The organism is Synechococcus sp. RedBA-s (assembly GCF_024345495.1).
In the GTDB taxonomy this organism is placed as follows: Bacteria; Cyanobacteriota; Cyanobacteriia; order PCC-6307; family Cyanobiaceae; genus Regnicoccus_A.
This window is the reverse complement of the sequence record NZ_JAGQBF010000019.1, coordinates 17,421-34,509: the sequence shown is the minus strand read 5'-3', so window position 1 is coordinate 34,509 and position 17,089 is coordinate 17,421. Positions and strand designations below refer to the sequence as shown.

Genomic DNA, 17,089 nt, shown 5'->3' with positions numbered 1-17,089 from the left:
CATCCAACGGAAAGGTTGGCGCTGACGCTGTTGGATCGGTTGCATTTCAACCGATCACCCCTCAGCCGATGTCCTCTGGTCCTGACAGGCCGGCCAGCTGACGGGGCATCAGCACCAGGAACAGCCACCACCACAGCAGCACGCCTGCTGTAAGGGGAACCGTAAGCCACCAGATCCCTAGCCAGATCCAGCTGCCGGCGATCAGCAGCACCCCGGTGAGCAGGATCGACCAGGGCTGGCACCACCAGGGTTTGAGCTGCCATACCGACACCGCTCCCACCACTGGGGAGGTGTCGCCGGGGGGCTCGCTCATCGGTCCAGGGTCATCAGGAATGGAATAGAAGCACCAGGCCCATGCGCAACTGGTGGAACTCCCGCTCCTCGCGGCTGAGGTCCAGCCCCACGTCGAGACCTTCCTTGAGGGCGGCTTCGTAGGGGGGGGTGGAAGGAGCCGCACCAGCACGCCAGAGGGCGGCGATTCCCACGGGGGTGGCATGCCAGCTGAAACAGGGGGTGAGCCCGATCGAGGGTTCCTCGAGGGCATCTTCAAGCAGGTCGCGGATTGGCATGGCTGGCTGGGCTCCGTTCAGCATCCAGATCCAGGCCTGGCCACGCAATGAGCTGAGAGTTTTCGTGATGTGATTGGCCAGGCGCGGGCCCTACGGTGCCGCCATGTCAGGACTTCCAAGCCGGATCGCCCTCGTGCATGAGTGGTTCACCCCCCGCTCGGTGGGAGGGTCCGAACTGGTGGTGCAGCAGATCGATCGTCTGCTGGGCGAGGGCCGCCCCGCCGCCAGCCTTTTCGCCCTGGTGGATGGCGAAAGCGGCCGGCCAGGCAGCTGGCTGCAGGGCCGGCAGATCCAGACCAGCTTCATCCAACGCCTTCCCTGGGGGGTGAGCCACGTGCAGCAGTACCTGCCGTTGCTGCCCCTGGCGATCGAGCAGCTGGATCTGACCGGCTTTCCCCTGGTGCTCAGCAGCAACCACCTGGTGGCGAAAGGAGTGCTCACGGGCCCCGACCAGCTCCACATCAGTTACGTGCACACGCCGGTTCGCTATGCCTGGGATCAGATGCACGCCTACCTGGGCGGCTCCGCCATCGCCCGCGGACCCCTGGGCCCTTGGGTGCGTTTTCAGCTGCATCAGCTGCGTCAGTGGGATGTGAGCAGCAGCGCCCGGGTCGACCATCTGCTGGCCAACTCGCGCTTCACGGCGCGGCGGATCTGGCGCTGCTGGCGCCGTTCCAGCCAGGTGCTGCATCCGCCGGTGGCGGTCGAGCGTTTTCGCTGGGATCTGCCCCGCGACGACTTTTACCTCTGCCTCTGCCGCCTGGTGTCCTACAAGCGGGTGGACCTGGTCATTGAGGCCTGCAATCGCCTGGGCCTGCCCCTGTTGGTGGTGGGCGATGGACCGGAGAGGGCCCGCCTTCAGGCCCTCTCCGGTCCGAGCGTGACCCTGCTGGGGGGCTGCTCTGCGGAGCGGGTGAACGATCTGATGGGCCGCTGCCGGGCCTACATCTACGCCGGCCTGGAGGATTTCGGCATCGCTCCGGTGGAGGCCATGGCCGCCGGCGCCCCGGTGATCGGCCTCGGTCAGGGGGGGCTGCTGGACACGGTCCGCTGCCTGAGCGCCGAGGCTCCCCATCCCACCGGCCTGCTCTTCCAGCAGCAGAGCGCCGCCTCACTGGTTCAGGCGCTGGAGCATTTCGAGCAGGGACAGTTGTGGCACCGCCTGCCGGCGGAGCGCCAACGCCAGTGGGCCGAGCGCTTCTCGCCGGAGCGCTTCCGCCAGCGGCTGCAGGCGGTTCTGGAGCAGCGCTGGCAGCAGCATCAACGGCGCCTGCGGCGCTGTGCCTCTGGGCTGAGTGACCGCGAGAGCTGGTGAGTTGACGATTCGATTTTTAAAGTTCCCTCACCTCGGGGGCGTTGATGTCCGGCACCTCGCTCAGCGCCTACGAAGCCGCCGGCCCTGTTGTCCGGCCTCTGCAGCTGGTTCGCCCGCTCGTGGTCGCTGATTCGATGACCACTGCGGTGCCCACGGCCGAGCAGCTGATCCGGGCGCAGTCGAAGCGCGCGCGCGTGCTCAAGCGCAGCGGCGACATCGTCTTCTCCCTGGCGGTGCTGACCCTGGGCAGTCCCCTGCTGCTGCTGCTGGCGGTGCTGGTGAAGGTGAGCTCCCCTGGTCCGGTGTTCTATGTGCAGCGCCGCATCGGCCGCGGCTACAAGGGCTTTGGTTGCATCAAGTTCCGCACCATGCGCCGTGACGCTGACCGCGTCCTCAAGACACTGCTGGAGCAGTCGCCCGAACTCAAGGCTGAGTTCAAGAAAGACTTCAAGCTCAAGGCCGACCCGCGCATCACCTCGATCGGAGGCTTCCTGCGCCGCTCCAGCCTTGATGAACTGCCCCAGTTCATCAACGTGCTCAAAGGCCAGATGAGCGTGGTCGGCCCGCGTCCGATCGTCTGGGATGAACTGGAGCGCTACGGCCGCCAGATGGATGAGGTGCTGGCGGTGCGTCCGGGTCTCACGGGCCTCTGGCAGGTGTCGGGGCGCAACAACCTCAGCTACGACGCCCGGGTCAAGCTTGATGTCAGCTATGCACGGCGCCGCACGGTGCTGCTGGATCTGGCGATCATCCTGCGCACGGTGGGGGTGATCCTCTACCCACGGGATCGCGGCGCCTACTGAAGCTGTCCCAGGGCCAGCAGCAGCGGCAGACTCACGGCCAGCCAGAGGGCTTCAAGGCGGCTGCTCAGCGTCAGGATCAGGCCCACGGCGGTGGGATCGGCCGCCGGGAAGCCTCTGCCCAGGATCGGTTTGGCTCGAGCCACGCCGCCGTAGTGGTTCACGCCCCCCAGTTGAACCAGGGCCGCCAGGGCATAGGCCGCCATCGACACCCCGGCGTTGGGGGAGGGATCGGCAGAGCCCTGGCGCAGGGCCTCACGCCCGAGCCCAGGGCCCTGCCCAGGCCGGCCGGCAGCGGCCGGCAACGTGAAGGCCACCAGCCGGGCGGGCAGCCAGGTCAGCAGGTCATCGAGGCGGGCGCCGGCGGTGCCCAGCCAGCGCAGCCGCCCGCGCCGGTAGCCGAGCATCGAATCGAGGGTGCTGGCGGCCTTGTACATCCAGACCAGACTCAGGGGGCCCGGGGCCCCGCCAGCCGCCCCAAAGATCACCCAGATCCCGACACCGGCCAGGATCCAGAACAGGGGGCCGAAGAGCCCATCCACGGCATTCTCGGCGGCGGTCTCGGCCGCGGCGCGCAGCATCTCTGCCCGGCTGAGCCCATGCACATCCCGGCCGACGATCCAGGCCAGCCGGCGGCGGGCCTCTTCCAGGCCCTCCAGCTGTTCGGGGTCGTCAGGGTGTTGAAGGGATGCGGCGGCCGAGCTCCCCAAGCCATCGATCGGGGCCAGCACCCCCCTCACGGCCCTATCCAGGCTGCCGCCGGCCAGGGCACTGGCCAGGCACACCAGCAGCAGCGGCAGCCCGAGCCAGCCCAGCGGGGCGGGCAGGCTCAGCGCTGAAGCCGAAGCCAGCGCCAGTTGCTCCACACTCCATCCCGTCAGGCCACTGGCCCCCACCACCAGGGCGGTGAGGCCCAGGCCCACCAGGCGCAGCCGGTTGGGCTGATCCCCAGCCCAACGCTCGCCGGGAGCCCGTAGTTGTTGGATCAGCCAGCCCATCGCCTGAACGGGGTGGGGCCAGCCGATCGGATCGCCCACCAGGCGATCCAGGGCACAGGCCAGCAGCACCAGCAGCCAGAGCGGGAGCGGCTCCTCCAGCGCAATCACTCCGGCCGTGGGGCGCGTGCCAGGGCCGGGGGCAGCACCAGGGCGGCCACAACGAACAGGCCGATCTGAAGGGGCAAGGCCACGGGCAGGCCGAGCAGCTGGGCCATCAACCCCATGGCCAGGCTGCCCAGCAGGCCGCCGATGGCCCCGGAGCGCGCCAGGGTCTGCCAGCCCAGGGCCTCATCATCCAGGTGAACGAGGCCCCGCACCTGGCCAAGGTCGCTGGCCTGGGCCAGGCCACCCATCGGCAGGAACAGCAGCAGCACCCACCAGCCCGGCAGCCAGCGGGTCGTGCCCAGCAGCAGGGCCATGGCGAGATAGCGGAAGGCTCCCTCCCGGCGCGCTCCCCCCTGGCCCCGGGCCGCCGGCCACCAAGCCAGGCCCCAGTTTCCGCCCAGGCTGCGCCCCAGCCCGTAGGCGGCCAGCACAAGGCCGAAATCTAGGCAGGTGCCGGCTTCCACCTGACGCACCCACAGGGGCAGCAATCCGAAGAGCCCGCCGAAGAGCGCCCCCTGCAGGGCACAGCGCCAGCTGAACGCAACCGGTGCAGGCGGGGACTCTGGGCCTGGAGTCTGGCTGCGCCTTTCACCCCGGGCCTGACGGGCCAGGGGCAGCAGCGGCAAGAGCAGCACCAGGGCCTGGCTGAACTGGAGCAGGGCGCGGCCGATCGGGAACAGCAGCGCCGTGAGGGTATGGCCGAGCAGGGCACCGAATTCTCCGGCCCGCCGCAGCTGAGCCATCGGCAGTTGGTGCACCCCCAGCAGGGTCCGCTGCAGGGGCAGGGCCGTCATCTGGGTGCCCATCGCCACCGCCAGCACCGAGACCATCGCCAGCAGCACGACAGCCGAGCTGGCTGGCGTCGGGGAGCCAACGGCCGCGCTGGTTCTCAGCCCCAGACCCATCAACACCAACACCGCCAGCAGTTGCAGCATCACCCCGGCCAGGGGACGACGGATCAGGGGAAGCAGCGCCGGCAGGGTGACCAGGGCCGGCAGCAGGCTGTTCAGCAGCGGTGAAGGGTTGAAGCCGCTCACCATCCAGGCGGCGGCCGCCAAGGTGAGGCTGGTGCTGGCCTGGGCACTGCCCCAGGCCAGCACGGGCAGATTCAGCCTTGAGCCCAGTGTTGAACCCACCTTCGAGCCCATTGCTGAGCCTCCGGGGCGGTGTCGCCTCAGGAGGCCTTCAGCCAGCTGAACATGGAGCGCAGGCCCACGCCCACCTGCTCCACCGGATGGGCCGCATCGCGGTGGCGGGCCTTGGTCATCTCGGGCTTGCCGGCCTCGCATTCGGCCACGAAGTTGCGGGCGAAGGTGCCGTCCTGGATGTCGCCGAGGATGCGCTTCATCTCGGCTTTGGTGTCGGCGGTGATCAGGCGCGGCCCGCTGACGTAATCGCCGTACTCGGCGGTGTTGGAGATGGAATCACGCATGGCGGTGAGGCCGCCCTTCACCATCAGATCGACGATCAGCTTCACTTCGTGCAGGCACTCGAAGTAGGCCAGCTCGGGCTGGTAGCCCGCATCCACCAGGGTTTCGAAGCCGGCCTTCACCAGTTCGCTGAGGCCACCGCAGAGCACGGCTTGCTCACCGAAGAGGTCGGTTTCGGTCTCTTCCTTGAAGTTGGTCTCGAGGATGCCGGCGCGGGTGCCGCCGATCGCCTTGGCGTAGGCCATCGCCAGGGCGCGGGCATGGCCGCTGGCGTCCTGGTGGATGGCGAACAGGGCCGGCACTCCCTGGCCGTTCTGGTATTCCCAGCGCACGGTGTGGCCCGGGCCCTTGGGCGCGATCATCACCACATCCACATCCGCGGGCGGCTTGATCAGCTCGAAGCGGATGTTGAAGCCATGGGCAAAGCTCAGCACCTTGCCGGGCTTGAGGTGGGGCGCGATCTCGGCGTCGTAGACGGCCTTCTGGGTTTCATCGGGCAGCAGCACCATGATCCAGTCGGCGCGCTCGGCCGCCTCAGCCACGCTAAGCACCTCAAGGCCATCGGCCCTGGCCTTCTCCGCCGAGGGGCTGCCGTCGTAGAGGCCCACCACCACACTGACGCCGCTGTCTTTGAGGTTGAGGGCGTGGGCGTGGCCCTGGGAGCCGTAGCCGATGATGGCCACCGTCTTGCCGTCCAGCAGGCTGAGATCGGCGTCGGAGTCGTAGAAGAGCTGGGCCATCCGGCGAATCGCTCAGGGCAAACAATGAGCCTACGTAAGCGCCGGTCGGAGCTGGGGCTGAGCGATCCGGGCTCAGGCCTCGCCGGGGTGGGAGATGACCCGGTCGATCAGGCCGTAGTCCTTGGCCTCAGCGGCGCTCAGGAAGTAATCGCGGTCGGTGTCCTTGGTCACCTTCTCGAGGCTCTGACCACACATGTCCGCCAGGCTCTGGTTGAGCATGTCCTTCATGCGCAGGATCTCGCGGGCCTCGATCTCGATATCGCTGGCCTGGCGCTGGCTGGTGCCACCCAGAGGCTGGTGGATCATGATCCGCGCGTGCGGCAGGGCCAGGCGCTTGCCCTTGGTGCCCGCCGCCAACAGAAAGGCGCCCATGCTGGCCGCCAGGCCCACACAGATGGTGATCACATCCGACTTGACGTACTGGATCGTGTCGTAGATCGCCAGCCCGGCCGTGACCGATCCCCCAGGCGAGTTGATGTAGAGGTAGATCGGCTTGCTGCTGTCGTCGGAATCGAGATAAAGCATCTGAGCGACGAGGCTGTTGGCGATGCTGTCGTTCACCTCCGAGCCGAGAAAGAGGATGCGCTCCACACCAAGGCGGGTGTAGATGTCGACCCAGCGCTCGTACTGGCTGCCGGGCAGGCGATAGGGAACGCTAGGAGTGCCGATGGGCATGGCGGTGGGTGCGGAACGGGGTGGTGACGGAGTGAAAGACGAACGGGTGGGGGGCTCAGGCCGAGCCCACCAGGGGCACCGGTAGCTGCTTCTGGCTGGTGAGGATCCGGTCGATCAGGCCGTACTGCAGGGCTTCCCCCGGGGTGAGATAGGTCATGCGATCGGAATCCTTCGAGAGCTGCTCCACGCTGCGGCCGGTGTTGTCGGAGAGCATCTGCAGCATCACGCGCTTGTTGTGCAGCACTTCCTGGGCGCGGATCTGGATGTCGCTGGCCTGGCCGCGGGCGCCGGAGCGGGGCTGGTGCAGCACGATCGAAGCGTGGGGCAGGGCCGCCCGGTGGCCCTTGGCACCCGCCGAGAGGATCATTGCGGCGGTGCCCATGGCCTGGCCGATGCAGATGGTGTGCACCGGTGGCTTCACGTAGCGGATGGTGTCGCAGATGGCGAAGGCCTCGGTTTCAAAGCCGATGGCGTCGCCGGAGTACCAGCTGGTGCCGGTGGAATTGATGTAGAAGAAGATCGGCTTTTCGGGATTGTCGAACTCGAGGTAGAGAAGCTGGGCAATGATCAGCTGGGTCACATCGATCCCCATCTGACGCTTGGCGTCGTCGTCGGAGAAGAGGGGCAGGCCGAGGTAGACGATCCGCTCCTTCAACATCAGCGACGGCAGATCGGGCGGCGGTGTGCGCATCACGGCGGAATCGCCGTAGTAAGGGGCCGACACCGACATCTGAAAACGCTCTACAGGGCCTGAAGGGGAGCCTAGCGGGGGCCCGTCGGCTGCTGGATGGCAGCGGGCTGTTTCGGCCCCTCCTGATCGCAGCGGGCGAAGACCATTCTCCCCGCAGGGGTCTGCAGGGCTCCGGTCACGGTCACGGGCAGGCGCTGGCCGATGCGCGCCCTGGCGGATTCCACCACCACCATGGTGCCGTCCTCCAGGTAACCCACCCCCTGGTTGGCCTCCTTGCCCTCGCGCACGATCTTGAGCTGCAGGGCATCGCCGGGCTGCACCTCGGGCCGCAGGGCGATCACCAGGGCGCTCAGGTTCATCACCTTGAGATCCTGCACCTCGGCCACCTTGGCCAGGTTGTAATCGGCGGTGAGCAGGGTGCCGCCGGTGTCGGCGGTGAGCTTGAGCAGCTTGTCGTCGGCGCCGTTGCCCTCGTAGCGCGTGCTGTTCACCACCAGGCGGCGGCCGTAGGTCTCGCGCAGTGCAGCCAGCAGGTTCAGGCCGCGTCGGCCCTTGCCCCGCTTCTCGGCGTTGCCCGAATCGGCCAGCTGCTGCAGCTCATCGATCACGGCCTGGGCCACGATCACCTGGCCCTCCAGCAGGCCCGATTCCAACAGCCCGCGGATGCGTCCGTCGATGATCACGCTGGTGTCGAGGATCTTGGCGGTGGCCGGTTGCAGCACCCCATCGGCCACCAGCAGCGCCTCGGTGCTGGAGGGGTTGAACAGCCGCAGCAGCGTGCGCCCGTGCACCTCGGCGAGGTTGTAGCCCAGCACCCCGAAGAACACGTTGCTGAGCACCGCTGCCAGCGGCTTGACGAAGATCACTTCCCAGGGCAGCGGCAGCAGCAGGATCGGTGCCAGCAGCAGGTTGGCCACCAGCAGCCCCAGGATCAGCCCCACGGCGCGGCTGACCAGCAGGTCGGTGGGCATCGAGCGCACCTGGCGCATCAGGCGGCGTCGCAGCAGCTGAAAGAAGAAGCCGGCCAGCAGCCCGAAGAAGGCTCCGAAGCCGCCCAGCACCCAGCGCAGGCCCTCGAGGTTGGTCACCTGCAGCAGCAGGTTCTCCGGCAGCAGATCCACCCCGAGCCAGCCGGTGGCTGCGCCGGAGATCAGGAACAGCAGCAGGATGAGCGGGTCCACCATGGCTGGGTTGTGGGCTGCCCTGAGCCGGGAATCCGCAGCATGGCTGATCCAGTCCCGTTTGACCGGGAAAGGTATCCGTACATTTGCCTACGGACATGTGGCTAATCCTGAAGCCGACCACGCCCAACCTCTCCCCAGGCCGTGACCGCACCCCGCGCCGCCTATCTCCACATCCCCTTCTGCCACCGGCGTTGCTTCTACTGCGACTTCGCTGTGGTTCCGCTCGGGGACCATGCCGATGGCGCCCATTCCGGCTCGATCGCCGCCTATCTGCCCCTGCTGCAGGCGGAGATCGCCGCCTCGCCGAACCCGGCTCCGCTCTCCACTCTCTACATCGGTGGCGGCACCCCCTCGCTGCTGACCCCTGAGCAGATGGGCCAGCTGCTGGAAGGCCTATGCCTGCACTTCGGTTTCGCCCCCGGCGCAGAGATCACGCTGGAGATGGATCCGGCCAGCTTCGATCGCCCGCGCCTGGAGGGGATGCTGGCTCTGGGCATCAACCGGGTGAGCCTGGGCGGCCAGAGCTTCGACGACGCCGTGCTGGAGCGCCTGGGCCGCCGCCACCGCCGCCAGCACCTGCTCCAGGCCGCCGGCTGGCTGCGCCAGGCCCGCGCCGCCGGTGCGCTGGCCAGTTGGAGCCTGGATCTGATCCAGGGGCTGCCCGAGCAGGATCTGCCCCACTGGCGGCAGCAGCTGCAGCAGGCCCTGGAGCTGGAGCCGCCCCACCTCTCCGTCTACGACCTGATTGTCGAGCCCGGCACCGTCTTTGAGCGGCTTCAGCAGCGCGGGCAGCTGCCCCTGCCGGATCCGGATCTGGGGGCCGACCTGATGGACCTCACTGGGGAGCTGCTGCGCGGCGCCGGCTACGGCCGCTACGAGATCTCCAACTACGCCCTGCCCGGGCACGCCTCGCGCCACAACCGCGTCTATTGGAGTGGGGCCGGCTGGTGGGGGTTCGGCCTCGGGGCCACCTCGGCTCCCTATGGCCAGCGCCTGGCCAGGCCGCGCACCCGGGAGGCCTATGCCGCCTGGCTGCAGACCCCTGGCACGGCCAGTGCGCCGCCCGGGCGCCCACCCTTTGATGAGTGGCTGATGGTGGGTCTGCGCCGGCGGGAAGGGGTGAACCTGGAGCAGCTCGCCGGGGCCGCGGGCCTGAGCGCGGCTGATTGCGGCTCGCTGCAGGCCTTGATGGCCCCCTGGCGTCAGCGGGGGCTGCTGCTGGTGGAGGGCCGGCGTTGGCGGCTGGCGGATCCGCAGGGGCTGGCCCTCAGCAATGCGGTGCTGAGGGAGCTGCTGGCCTGGTGGGAGACCCATCAGCCTGCAGAGGGTCCCCTTCTTGGGGCGGAGCGGCGGAGTGCAGCCAGCTCCTGAGGGCCTCCACGCAGAGCTGGCGCCCCGCCAGCAGCGGTGGGCTGAAGGGCGGTTGGCTGGGGGTCAGGCCCAGCAGGTCGGCCGTGACCCGTACCTGGCCGTCGCAGTCGTCGCCAGCGCCGATGCCGATCACGGGAATGGCCAGCTGCCGCCGCAGGCTGCCGGCCAGATCCGCCGGCACGTGCTCCAGCACCAGGGCGCAGCAGCCGGCGGCCTCCAGGTCCAGGGCCTGGCGACGCAGGCGTTCCTGGCTGATGGGATCCCTGGCCTGGCGCCGGTAGCCCAGCCGGTGCACCGACTGGGGGGTCAGGCCCAGGTGGCCCATCACCGGGATGCCGCTGCGCACCAGCCGGTCGACCACGGCCACGGTTTCCGGCTCACCCCCCTCCAGCTTCACGGCGGCGGCCGCACTCTCCTTGAGCACCCGGCCGGCGGCGGCCACCGCCTGATCACTGCCGCACTGATAGCTCAGGAAGGGCAGATCGCAGATCAGCAGCGGCTGCTGGGCCAGGGGCCGGCGCAGGCCCCTGGCCACGGCCTGGGTGTGGCCGATCATCTCCGCCAGGGTCACCGGCAGGGTGGTGGCGTGGCCGAGCACCACCATCGCCAGCGAGTCGCCCACCAGCAGCACATCGCCACCGGCCTCCTCCACCAGCGACGCCGAGAGCGCGTCCCAGGCGGTGAGCATCAGGATCGGCTGCCCCGCCTGCTTGCGGGCCACCAGATCACCGGGTCTCAGGGGCACGGGCAGGAACCTCTCGGGCTTGCGTTGCTACCATCATCACGACTCGGACCCACGCGGCCCGGACGCCCAAATCTGGTCAGGACCGGAAGGGAGCAGCCACACGGGATGCTCCAGGCAGGCGTGGACTCCGGGTCACCCCCTTGAATCAGTGGTCGCTCTTCAGCTGTCGCTGCTCCGGCTCTGGCGGTTGAGCAGGAACGGTGGGATCTTGGCGCCGCGCTGCTCAGCCTCTGTCTCGGTGTGGGTGAGTTCGGGGCTGGGGGCGAAGGTGGCGCGGGGGCGTTCGCTGCGGTATGTGCTGCCCGCCTCGAAGCCGGTGGCGATCACGGTCACATGGATCTCGCCTTCAAGCTTCTCGTCGACCACCGCTCCCACGATGATGTTGGCGTCGGGATCGACCACGTCGTAGATCACCTCCGAGGCCGTGGTCATGTCCTCAAGGGTCATGTCCTTGCCTCCGCTGATGTTGATGACGCAGCCCTTGGCCCCATCAATGCGGGCGGCTTCCAGCAATGGGCTGCTGATGGCGGCCTGGGCGGCTTCCACTGCCCTGGAGCGGCCGGAGCCCACACCGATGCCCAGGAGGGCCGTGCCGGCCAGGGTCATCACCGAGCGCACATCGGCGAAGTCGACATTGACCAGGCCAGGCTTGGTGATGATGTCGCTGATGCCCTTGACGCCCTGACGCAGCACGTCGTCGGCGGCGCGGAAGGCCTCCTGCAGAGGTGCTCCTGCAATGGCATCACGCAGGCGGTCGTTGGGGATCACGATCAGCGTGTCGACGTACTCCGCCAGCCGGGCAATGCCCTCCTCGGCCTGCTTCATGCGCTTGCGACCCTCGAAGCCGAAGGGCTTGGTGACGATGCCCACGGTGAGGGCGCCGCATTCCCGGGCCACCTCGGCGAGGATGGGGGCTGCACCGGTGCCGGTGCCACCCCCCATGCCGGCTGCGATGAACACCAGATCGGCCCCTTCGAGGGCTTCCTGAAGTTCGTTGCGGGATTCTTCGGCCGCCTTTTGGCCGATCATTGGATTGCCGCCGGCGCCGAGCCCCCGGGTGAGCTTCTGACCGAGCTGCACCCGCCGCTGGGCCGCTGATTGCAGCAGGGCCTGGGCGTCGGTGTTCAGCACCCTGTAGCCCACCCCTTCGAGATCCGAGGCGATCATCCGGTTGACCGCGTTGCTGCCTCCACCGCCAACACCGATGACCTCGATCCTGGCGCTCTGGCTGGGAACGATGCCGTTACTGGAGGGCGAGGAGGTCAATGGGGGTCCGAGTAAGTCGTCAGGTGGGATGGGGCGTGGTGCTGCCGTGGGCTGGCTGCCCGGGGAACCGTTGACACTCATCTCGGGCAGCATTATGTCGGCGACGGGGTTGAAAAATCCTGTGCGATGCGGCACTTTTGCGTGAATTCGATTTTCTCGCAATGGGTCGGTGCGGGTTTGCAGGCCGTTGCTGACCGCGTGCTCCAGCGGATTCAGTCCACACCTTGCCCAGGCCGTTTCGGCTTGGTGGCAGCGGCTGCCGGAGCGGGCAGCCCCAGTTCGGGCTGGTCCGGGTCGCTGAGATCGATGGAACGCACCCCCTGCCCCTGCATTCGCTTCGGCAGTTCCCCTGACAAGTAGCGCAACACATCCAGGCGATGGGCGAGGTCGCCGTCCGGGCCACCGAGTTTCACCTCCCCCAGGGTGCCGGTGGTCAGCCAGAGGGTGCCGTCGGGCTCGAAGCGGATGGTCCTGAGGGGGCTTCCCAGGTCGTTGCGGCGGTCGATGAGCTGGACGATGGTGGGTCTGAAGCGGCCCTGCCATCCCTGTACCCGGATCGCTGTTTCGGGCTGGCTGCCGCTGGATCCCATGCCCTGCTGACTGCTGCTGATCCAGTTGCCAAGCCGATCGACATAGCCCTGCTCGCTGCCCCTGGCTGTGCGCCGCTCCGCCCGTGCCACCACCTGGCGGTCCACCAGTTCAATGCGCAGTCGGGGCGGCAGGATCAGCCGCTCCACGGTCACCTGCTCCACCGGCAGGGCCTCGAGGAGTTCGGAGCGCAGCAGGCGAGGATCGAGGGTCAGCAGCGGCATGGGAAAGCGCAGCTCGGCGGCGGCGATCGCCTGCTCTCGGCTGATGCGCTCACTGCCGCTCACCTCCACCTGCGAGGGGCCGCTCAGGGTCCAGCCCTGGCGCAGCAGGCCGTAGCCGAGGCCAGCGGCGGCGGCTGAGAAGACCACGATCCGCCAGACGTTACGCAGCCGCTCCTGCCGGCGCTGCAGCCGCAACTGCCGTCGTCGCTCCACTCCTGGTGCCTGGGGACCTGAGCTCACAGCTCACAACGGGAGCGGGCCATCAATTCATCCATCCAGCGGCGTGCCCGCTCGGCATCGGAGAAGGGCAGATCTTCCTGTTGGCCATCGCCCACCAGCCGCACCCGGCAGCTGCCCTGGCTTTCCTCGGTGAGGGGAGCATCCCCCGATCCCAGGGACATCAGCTCCAGTAGTTCCAGCTTGCTGATCACGAAGGATCCCTGGGGTTTGAGCACCCCGGCTTCGAAGGTGCTCCAGGTCACGACCCCCTCACTGAGCCGCGCCGCGCCGCAGCCATCGAGTTTGGAGAGTTCCGAGCCTGCCGCCCAGTCGCGGAAGAGCCGTTGACGCCGCCGCTCCAGCCACCCCAAGGCCGTGAGCAGTACGAAGACCACCAGCAGGGGCAGCCAGAGCAAGCCGTGACTCATTCCGCCGGGTCCTCGTGTGATGGTCCACCGTCCCATTCTCCCGCGCTCTCCACCAGTTGGTGCACGAGATCTGCCAGCGGCACGCCGCTGGCAGCCCAGAGCATCGGATACATGCTCTGGCTGGTGAAGCCCGGCAGGGTGTTGATCTCGTTGAGCCAGAGCCGCTGCGCCGCGTCGTCGTAGAAGAAATCCACCCGGGCCAGCCCTTCGGCGGCCACCGCGGCACAGGCCTGAAGCGCCATGGCGCGCAGGCTCTCGCTCACGGCTTCGGGCAGCTGGGCCGGAATCACAGTGGAGCTGAGCCCCGCCGTGTACTTCGTCTCGTAGTCGTACCAGTCGGCGGCGAAACGGATCTCCCCCACCACCGAAGCCTGCAGGCCGCCCTGGCCCCCCGCCCCCTGACCAAGCACGGCGCACTCCAGCTCTCTGGCCGTGACCCCTTGCTCCACCACCAGGCGCGGATCCAGGCCTGAGGCCAGCTTCAGGCCCTGCAGCAGGGAGCTGCGATCGCTGGCCTTGCTGATGCCCACCGAGGACCCCATGTTGGCCGGCTTGACGAAGCAGGGGAACCCCAGATCGCGCTCCAGCCGCTCCAGCAGCCCCTCGGCGTCCTGGAGCAGGTCTGCCGCCTGCACGGAGGCGTAGGGCACCTGGGGCAGGCCCGCGGCGGCGAAGGCGGCCTTCATGGCCTGTTTGTCCATGCCCAGGGCCGAGCCCAGCACGCCAGAGCCCACGAATGGCACCTGCATCAGGGTGAACAGACCCTGGATGGTGCCGTCCTCGCCGTTGGGACCGTGCAGCACCGGAAACCAGACATCAACGCCTTCCGACTGGCTGGGAAGGGCGCGGAAGCCGGTGCTCCCCAGGGGCTGATCCGTGGCGGACCGGCGCAGCTGCTCGTCGGTGGCTGGTGCGGCGCTGGAGAGCACGGCCTCGGCCAGCTCAGGCCCCCACCAGCGGCCGCGACGATCGATGTAGAAGGGCAGGACCCGGTAACGCAGGAGGTTCTCGCCCTCCCTGAGACCTCCCAGCACAGTGATGGCCGAGCGGATCGAGACCTCATGCTCATCGGAGGCCCCCCCGAACACCAGGCCGACGCAGCGGGGGGAGCTGGGCATGGGGGCGGCTGGATCCGAGTCGGCGCCAAACGTATCAGCCCCGCCCTGTTTCATCTCACCACCACGCCGGTAAGCGAGAAGGCACGCACCTCTTCGATGCGCACGTTCACCAGATCCCCCGGCTGGATGCCGCCGCTGGCCAGCTCCCCTGGGCTGGGGGATGGGGCCGGATCGGGGAAGAAGGTGAGCCGGTTGGTGCGGGTGCGGCCCATGCGCTGGCTGGGATCGCGGGGGTTGCCGCCCTCCACCAGCACCTGTTCGGTCCGTCCCCGGTAGCGCTCGCTGCGCCGGCGCGCCGTGCGCTCCACCAGGGCATTGATCTCCTGCAGACGCTCCACCTTCACGGCCTCGCTGAGCTGATCGGGCCAGTCGGCAGCTGGGGTGCCCGGCCTGGGCGAATAGGCGGCGGTGTTCACCTGGTCGAAGCCGATCTCCTCGATCAAGGCCAGGGTGCGGCGGTACTGGCCGTCGCTTTCACCGGGGAAGGCCACGATCACATCGGCGCTGATCGCCGCATCGGGCATGCGCTCACGGATGCGCTCGAGGATGCGCCGATAGCGCTCCACGGTGTAGCCGCGCGCCATCGCCTTGAGCACGTCGTCGTCGCCGCTCTGGAAGGGGATGTGGAAGTGCTCGCAGAGCTTGGGCAGCTGGGCGCAGGCCTCGATCAGCCGCTCGGTGAAGTAACGGGGGTGGCTGGTGGCGAAGCGGATCCGCTCGATCCCGGCCACGTCGTGGACTTGGTGGAGCAGGTCGGTGAGGGTGTGCTGACGGCGGCCCTCCGGGGTGATGCCGGGCAGGTCGCGGCCGTAGGCGTCGATGTTCTGCCCCAGCAGGGTGATCTCCTTGAAGCCCCGCTGCGCCAGCTCCTCCATCTCCAGGCGGATGGCTGCGGGGCTGCGGCTCTGTTCCTTGCCGCGCACCGAGGGCACCACGCAGTAGGTGCAGCGCTCGTTGCAGCCATAGATCACATTCACCCAGGCGCACACCGTCGACTCGCGGCGGGCGGTGGTGATGTCCTCGAGGATGTGGTGCTCGCCGGTGGCCACCACTTGCTGGCCGCTGGCCACCTGCTCCAGCAGGGTTTCCAGGCGGTTGGCGTGTTGGGGACCCATCACCAGGTCGAGTTCAGGCACCCGCCGCAGCAGGCTTTCCCCTTCCTGCTGAGCCACGCAGCCGGCCACCACCAGGGTGAGGTGGGGGTTGGTGCGTTTGCGTTGGGCCTGGCGGCCTAGGTAGCTGTAGACCTTCTGCTCGGCGTTATCGCGGATCGTGCAGGTGTTGTAGAGCACCAGATCGGCGCTGTGCTCACCACTTCCGGGTTTATAGCCCATGCCTTCAAGGATTCCGGCCATGCGCTCGGAATCGGCCTTGTTCATCTGGCAGCCGAAGGTGGTGATCCAGTAGCTGCCGCGCGTTGGGGTGGTCACCGTCATCCCACAAGTTTCGACCATGGCCGAAACTTGTGGGATGCAGGCACGCCTTCGCTGGATCACGCTCACCAAGGCGGTGCCCCTGGCGATCAGCCGGGGCACCACGGCGTCGGTGCGGCGGCTGGTGGTGGAGCTGGACCACGACGGGCTCGTGGGGCGCGGCGAAACCGGCGGGTTCGAGACCGGCCATCGCAGCTACAGCACCGAGGCGGTGGCGGCGGAGCTGGAGGCCCTGCTACCCCGCTTCGCCTCCGACGAAGGGCGGGCTCTTGCGGCGCAATTGCCGGCCTTCCAGGCCCTGGAGCCCTGGTTGTCCCCGCTGTCCCCGCCGGCCCGCTGCGCCATCGATCTGGCCCTGCACGACTGGTGGGGCCAGCGGTTGGGTCAGCCCCTCTGGCGTCTCTGGGGCCTGGAGAGGGCCGCCTGCAGTCCCACCAGCGTCACCCTCGGTCTGGCTGAGGTGGAGCAGGTGCTGGCCCGGCTCGATCTCTGGCAGGAGCGTCTGGGCTGCTGGCCCCAGCGGGTGAAACTGAAGCTGGGCAGCCCTGATGGCCCAGACCACGACCGCGCCCTGGTGCGGGCGGTGACCCGGCGGCTGCAGGAGCAGGCCCAGCGCCATGGGGCCGCGGCAGTCAGTGAGCTGCAGGTGGATGCCAATGGCGGGTGGGATCTGGCCACAGCCCAGCAGCTGATCCCCTCACTGGCGGAGCAGGGGGTGGTGCTGGTGGAACAGCCGCTGCCCGCTCAGCTCGACCCCGATGCCGATGCCGCCAGCTTCGAGGCCCTTGATCTGTGCTGCCCGATTCCCCTGGTGGCCGATGAGAGCTGTTGGAACCTGGCCGATCTGCTGCGCCTGGCCCCCCACGTGGATGGGGTGAACATCAAGCTGCTCAAGAGCGGAGGCATCAGTGAGGCCCTGCTGATGGCCCAGACCGCCCGCAGCCTTGGGCTGGATCTGATGCTGGGCTGCTACTCCGACAGCGCCCTGCTCAATGGCGCCGCCTCCCAGCTGCTGCCGCTGGTGCGCTGGCCCGACCTCGATAGCCACTTGAACTTGATCGACGATCCCTTCCAGGGCCCAGATCTTCAGGCCGATCACCCCCTGCCCTCCGCTCGCCCCGGGCTGGGGGTGATCGAGGCACCAGGAGCCGCTGCCGCTGGTGCGCCGTGCTGAGCGTCGATGCGCCGGT

18 protein-coding genes and 1 other RNA gene are annotated in these 17,089 nt (G+C 68.4%); 5 read left to right on the top strand and 14 right to left on the bottom strand.

Translation table 11 applies throughout. From position 1 onward, the window contains the following. Positions 1 to 61: 61 nt before the first annotated feature. Together KBY67_RS09395 and KBY67_RS09390 are read right to left on the bottom strand one after the other, a co-directional pair. Positions 62 to 313 carry a DUF6737 family protein gene (locus KBY67_RS09395; RefSeq protein WP_255110766.1) on the bottom strand — a complete coding sequence of 84 codons (252 nt, stop codon included), beginning with the start codon at positions 311 to 313 and terminating at the stop codon, positions 62 to 64. 13 nt (positions 314 to 326) lie between these two features. Beyond that, positions 327 to 569, bottom strand: a complete 243-nt coding sequence (locus tag KBY67_RS09390; RefSeq protein WP_255110765.1) for a hypothetical protein — start codon at positions 567 to 569, stop codon at positions 327 to 329. A 103-nt stretch (positions 570 to 672) separates the two neighbouring features. Here KBY67_RS09390 and KBY67_RS09385 point away from each other — a divergent pair, with 103 nt between their 5' ends. Together KBY67_RS09385 and KBY67_RS09380 are read left to right on the top strand one after the other, a co-directional pair. Continuing rightward, on the top strand, positions 673 to 1,884 hold the full coding sequence (locus KBY67_RS09385) for a glycosyltransferase (RefSeq protein ID WP_255110764.1): 1,212 nt from the start codon (positions 673 to 675) through the stop codon (positions 1,882 to 1,884). A gap of 134 nt (positions 1,885 to 2,018) precedes the next feature. Beyond that, positions 2,019 to 2,687 (top strand): sugar transferase, encoded by a 669-nt coding sequence (locus KBY67_RS09380; protein WP_255110792.1) that lies wholly within the window; start codon positions 2,019 to 2,021, stop codon positions 2,685 to 2,687. On the opposite strand, the gene KBY67_RS09375 is transcribed toward KBY67_RS09380, so the two are convergent. The 6 genes from KBY67_RS09375 to KBY67_RS09350 form a co-directional block, all read right to left on the bottom strand. Continuing rightward, positions 2,681 to 3,790 carry a CobD/CbiB family cobalamin biosynthesis protein gene (locus KBY67_RS09375; RefSeq protein WP_255110763.1) on the bottom strand — a complete coding sequence of 370 codons (1,110 nt, stop codon included), beginning with the start codon at positions 3,788 to 3,790 and terminating at the stop codon, positions 2,681 to 2,683. The genes KBY67_RS09380 and KBY67_RS09375 overlap by 7 nt on opposite strands. Further along, positions 3,787 to 4,935, bottom strand: a complete 1,149-nt coding sequence (locus KBY67_RS09370) for a hypothetical protein (protein WP_255110762.1) — start codon at positions 4,933 to 4,935, stop codon at positions 3,787 to 3,789. The genes KBY67_RS09375 and KBY67_RS09370 overlap by 4 nt, the downstream gene beginning before the upstream one ends. A gap of 26 nt (positions 4,936 to 4,961) precedes the next feature. Then, positions 4,962 to 5,957 carry a ketol-acid reductoisomerase gene (gene ilvC, locus KBY67_RS09365; protein ID WP_255110761.1) on the bottom strand — a complete coding sequence of 332 codons (996 nt, stop codon included), beginning with the start codon at positions 5,955 to 5,957 and terminating at the stop codon, positions 4,962 to 4,964. Between the two features lie 72 nt (positions 5,958 to 6,029). Further along, positions 6,030 to 6,632 (bottom strand): ATP-dependent Clp protease proteolytic subunit, encoded by a 603-nt coding sequence (locus tag KBY67_RS09360; RefSeq protein ID WP_255110760.1) that lies wholly within the window; start codon positions 6,630 to 6,632, stop codon positions 6,030 to 6,032. Positions 6,633 to 6,687: 55 nt separating this feature from the next. Continuing rightward, positions 6,688 to 7,362, bottom strand: coding sequence for an ATP-dependent Clp protease proteolytic subunit (locus KBY67_RS09355; RefSeq protein WP_255110759.1), 675 nt, complete (start codon positions 7,360 to 7,362; stop codon positions 6,688 to 6,690). 32 nt (positions 7,363 to 7,394) lie between these two features. After that, entirely contained in the window at positions 7,395 to 8,507 is a 1,113-nt protein-coding gene (locus tag KBY67_RS09350) for a PIN/TRAM domain-containing protein (protein ID WP_255110758.1), read from the bottom strand. A gap of 141 nt (positions 8,508 to 8,648) precedes the next feature. Here KBY67_RS09350 and hemW point away from each other — a divergent pair, with 141 nt between their 5' ends. Then, entirely contained in the window at positions 8,649 to 9,878 is a 1,230-nt protein-coding gene (gene hemW, locus KBY67_RS09345) for a radical SAM family heme chaperone HemW (protein ID WP_255110757.1), read from the top strand. Here the strand turns inward: hemW and panB are convergent. Then, on the bottom strand, positions 9,775 to 10,617 hold the full coding sequence (gene panB / locus KBY67_RS09340) for a 3-methyl-2-oxobutanoate hydroxymethyltransferase (protein WP_255110791.1): 843 nt from the start codon (positions 10,615 to 10,617) through the stop codon (positions 9,775 to 9,777). The two genes, hemW and panB, sit on opposite strands and share 104 nt — an antisense overlap. A gap of 46 nt (positions 10,618 to 10,663) precedes the next feature. Between panB and ffs the strand changes: the two genes are divergently transcribed. Beyond that, positions 10,664 to 10,760, top strand: an RNA gene (gene ffs / locus KBY67_RS09335) — signal recognition particle sRNA small type. A 22-nt stretch (positions 10,761 to 10,782) separates the two neighbouring features. Here ffs and ftsZ read toward each other — a convergent pair. From ftsZ to miaB, 5 genes are all read right to left on the bottom strand, one after another. Then, entirely contained in the window at positions 10,783 to 11,889 is a 1,107-nt protein-coding gene (ftsZ, locus tag KBY67_RS09330) for a cell division protein FtsZ (RefSeq protein WP_255110756.1), read from the bottom strand. Between the two features lie 212 nt (positions 11,890 to 12,101). Continuing rightward, positions 12,102 to 12,941 (bottom strand): FtsQ-type POTRA domain-containing protein, encoded by an 840-nt coding sequence (locus KBY67_RS09325; RefSeq protein ID WP_255110755.1) that lies wholly within the window; start codon positions 12,939 to 12,941, stop codon positions 12,102 to 12,104. Beyond that, on the bottom strand, positions 12,938 to 13,348 hold the full coding sequence (locus KBY67_RS09320; RefSeq protein WP_255110754.1) for a hypothetical protein: 411 nt from the start codon (positions 13,346 to 13,348) through the stop codon (positions 12,938 to 12,940). Before KBY67_RS09320 ends, KBY67_RS09325 begins: the two co-directional genes overlap by 4 nt. Beyond that, a complete protein-coding gene (locus tag KBY67_RS09315; protein WP_255110753.1) occupies positions 13,345 to 14,466 on the bottom strand; it encodes a D-alanine--D-alanine ligase family protein in 1,122 nt (373 codons plus the stop codon). Before KBY67_RS09315 ends, KBY67_RS09320 begins: the two co-directional genes overlap by 4 nt. A 50-nt stretch (positions 14,467 to 14,516) precedes the next feature. Next, positions 14,517 to 15,896, bottom strand: a complete 1,380-nt coding sequence (gene miaB, locus KBY67_RS09310) for a tRNA (N6-isopentenyl adenosine(37)-C2)-methylthiotransferase MiaB (RefSeq protein WP_255110752.1) — start codon at positions 15,894 to 15,896, stop codon at positions 14,517 to 14,519. Between the two features lie 40 nt (positions 15,897 to 15,936). On the opposite strand from miaB, the gene KBY67_RS09305 reads away from it, so the two are divergent. Then, positions 15,937 to 17,073 (top strand): dipeptide epimerase, encoded by a 1,137-nt coding sequence (locus KBY67_RS09305; RefSeq protein ID WP_255110751.1) that lies wholly within the window; start codon positions 15,937 to 15,939, stop codon positions 17,071 to 17,073. Positions 17,074 to 17,089 lie beyond the last annotated feature (16 nt).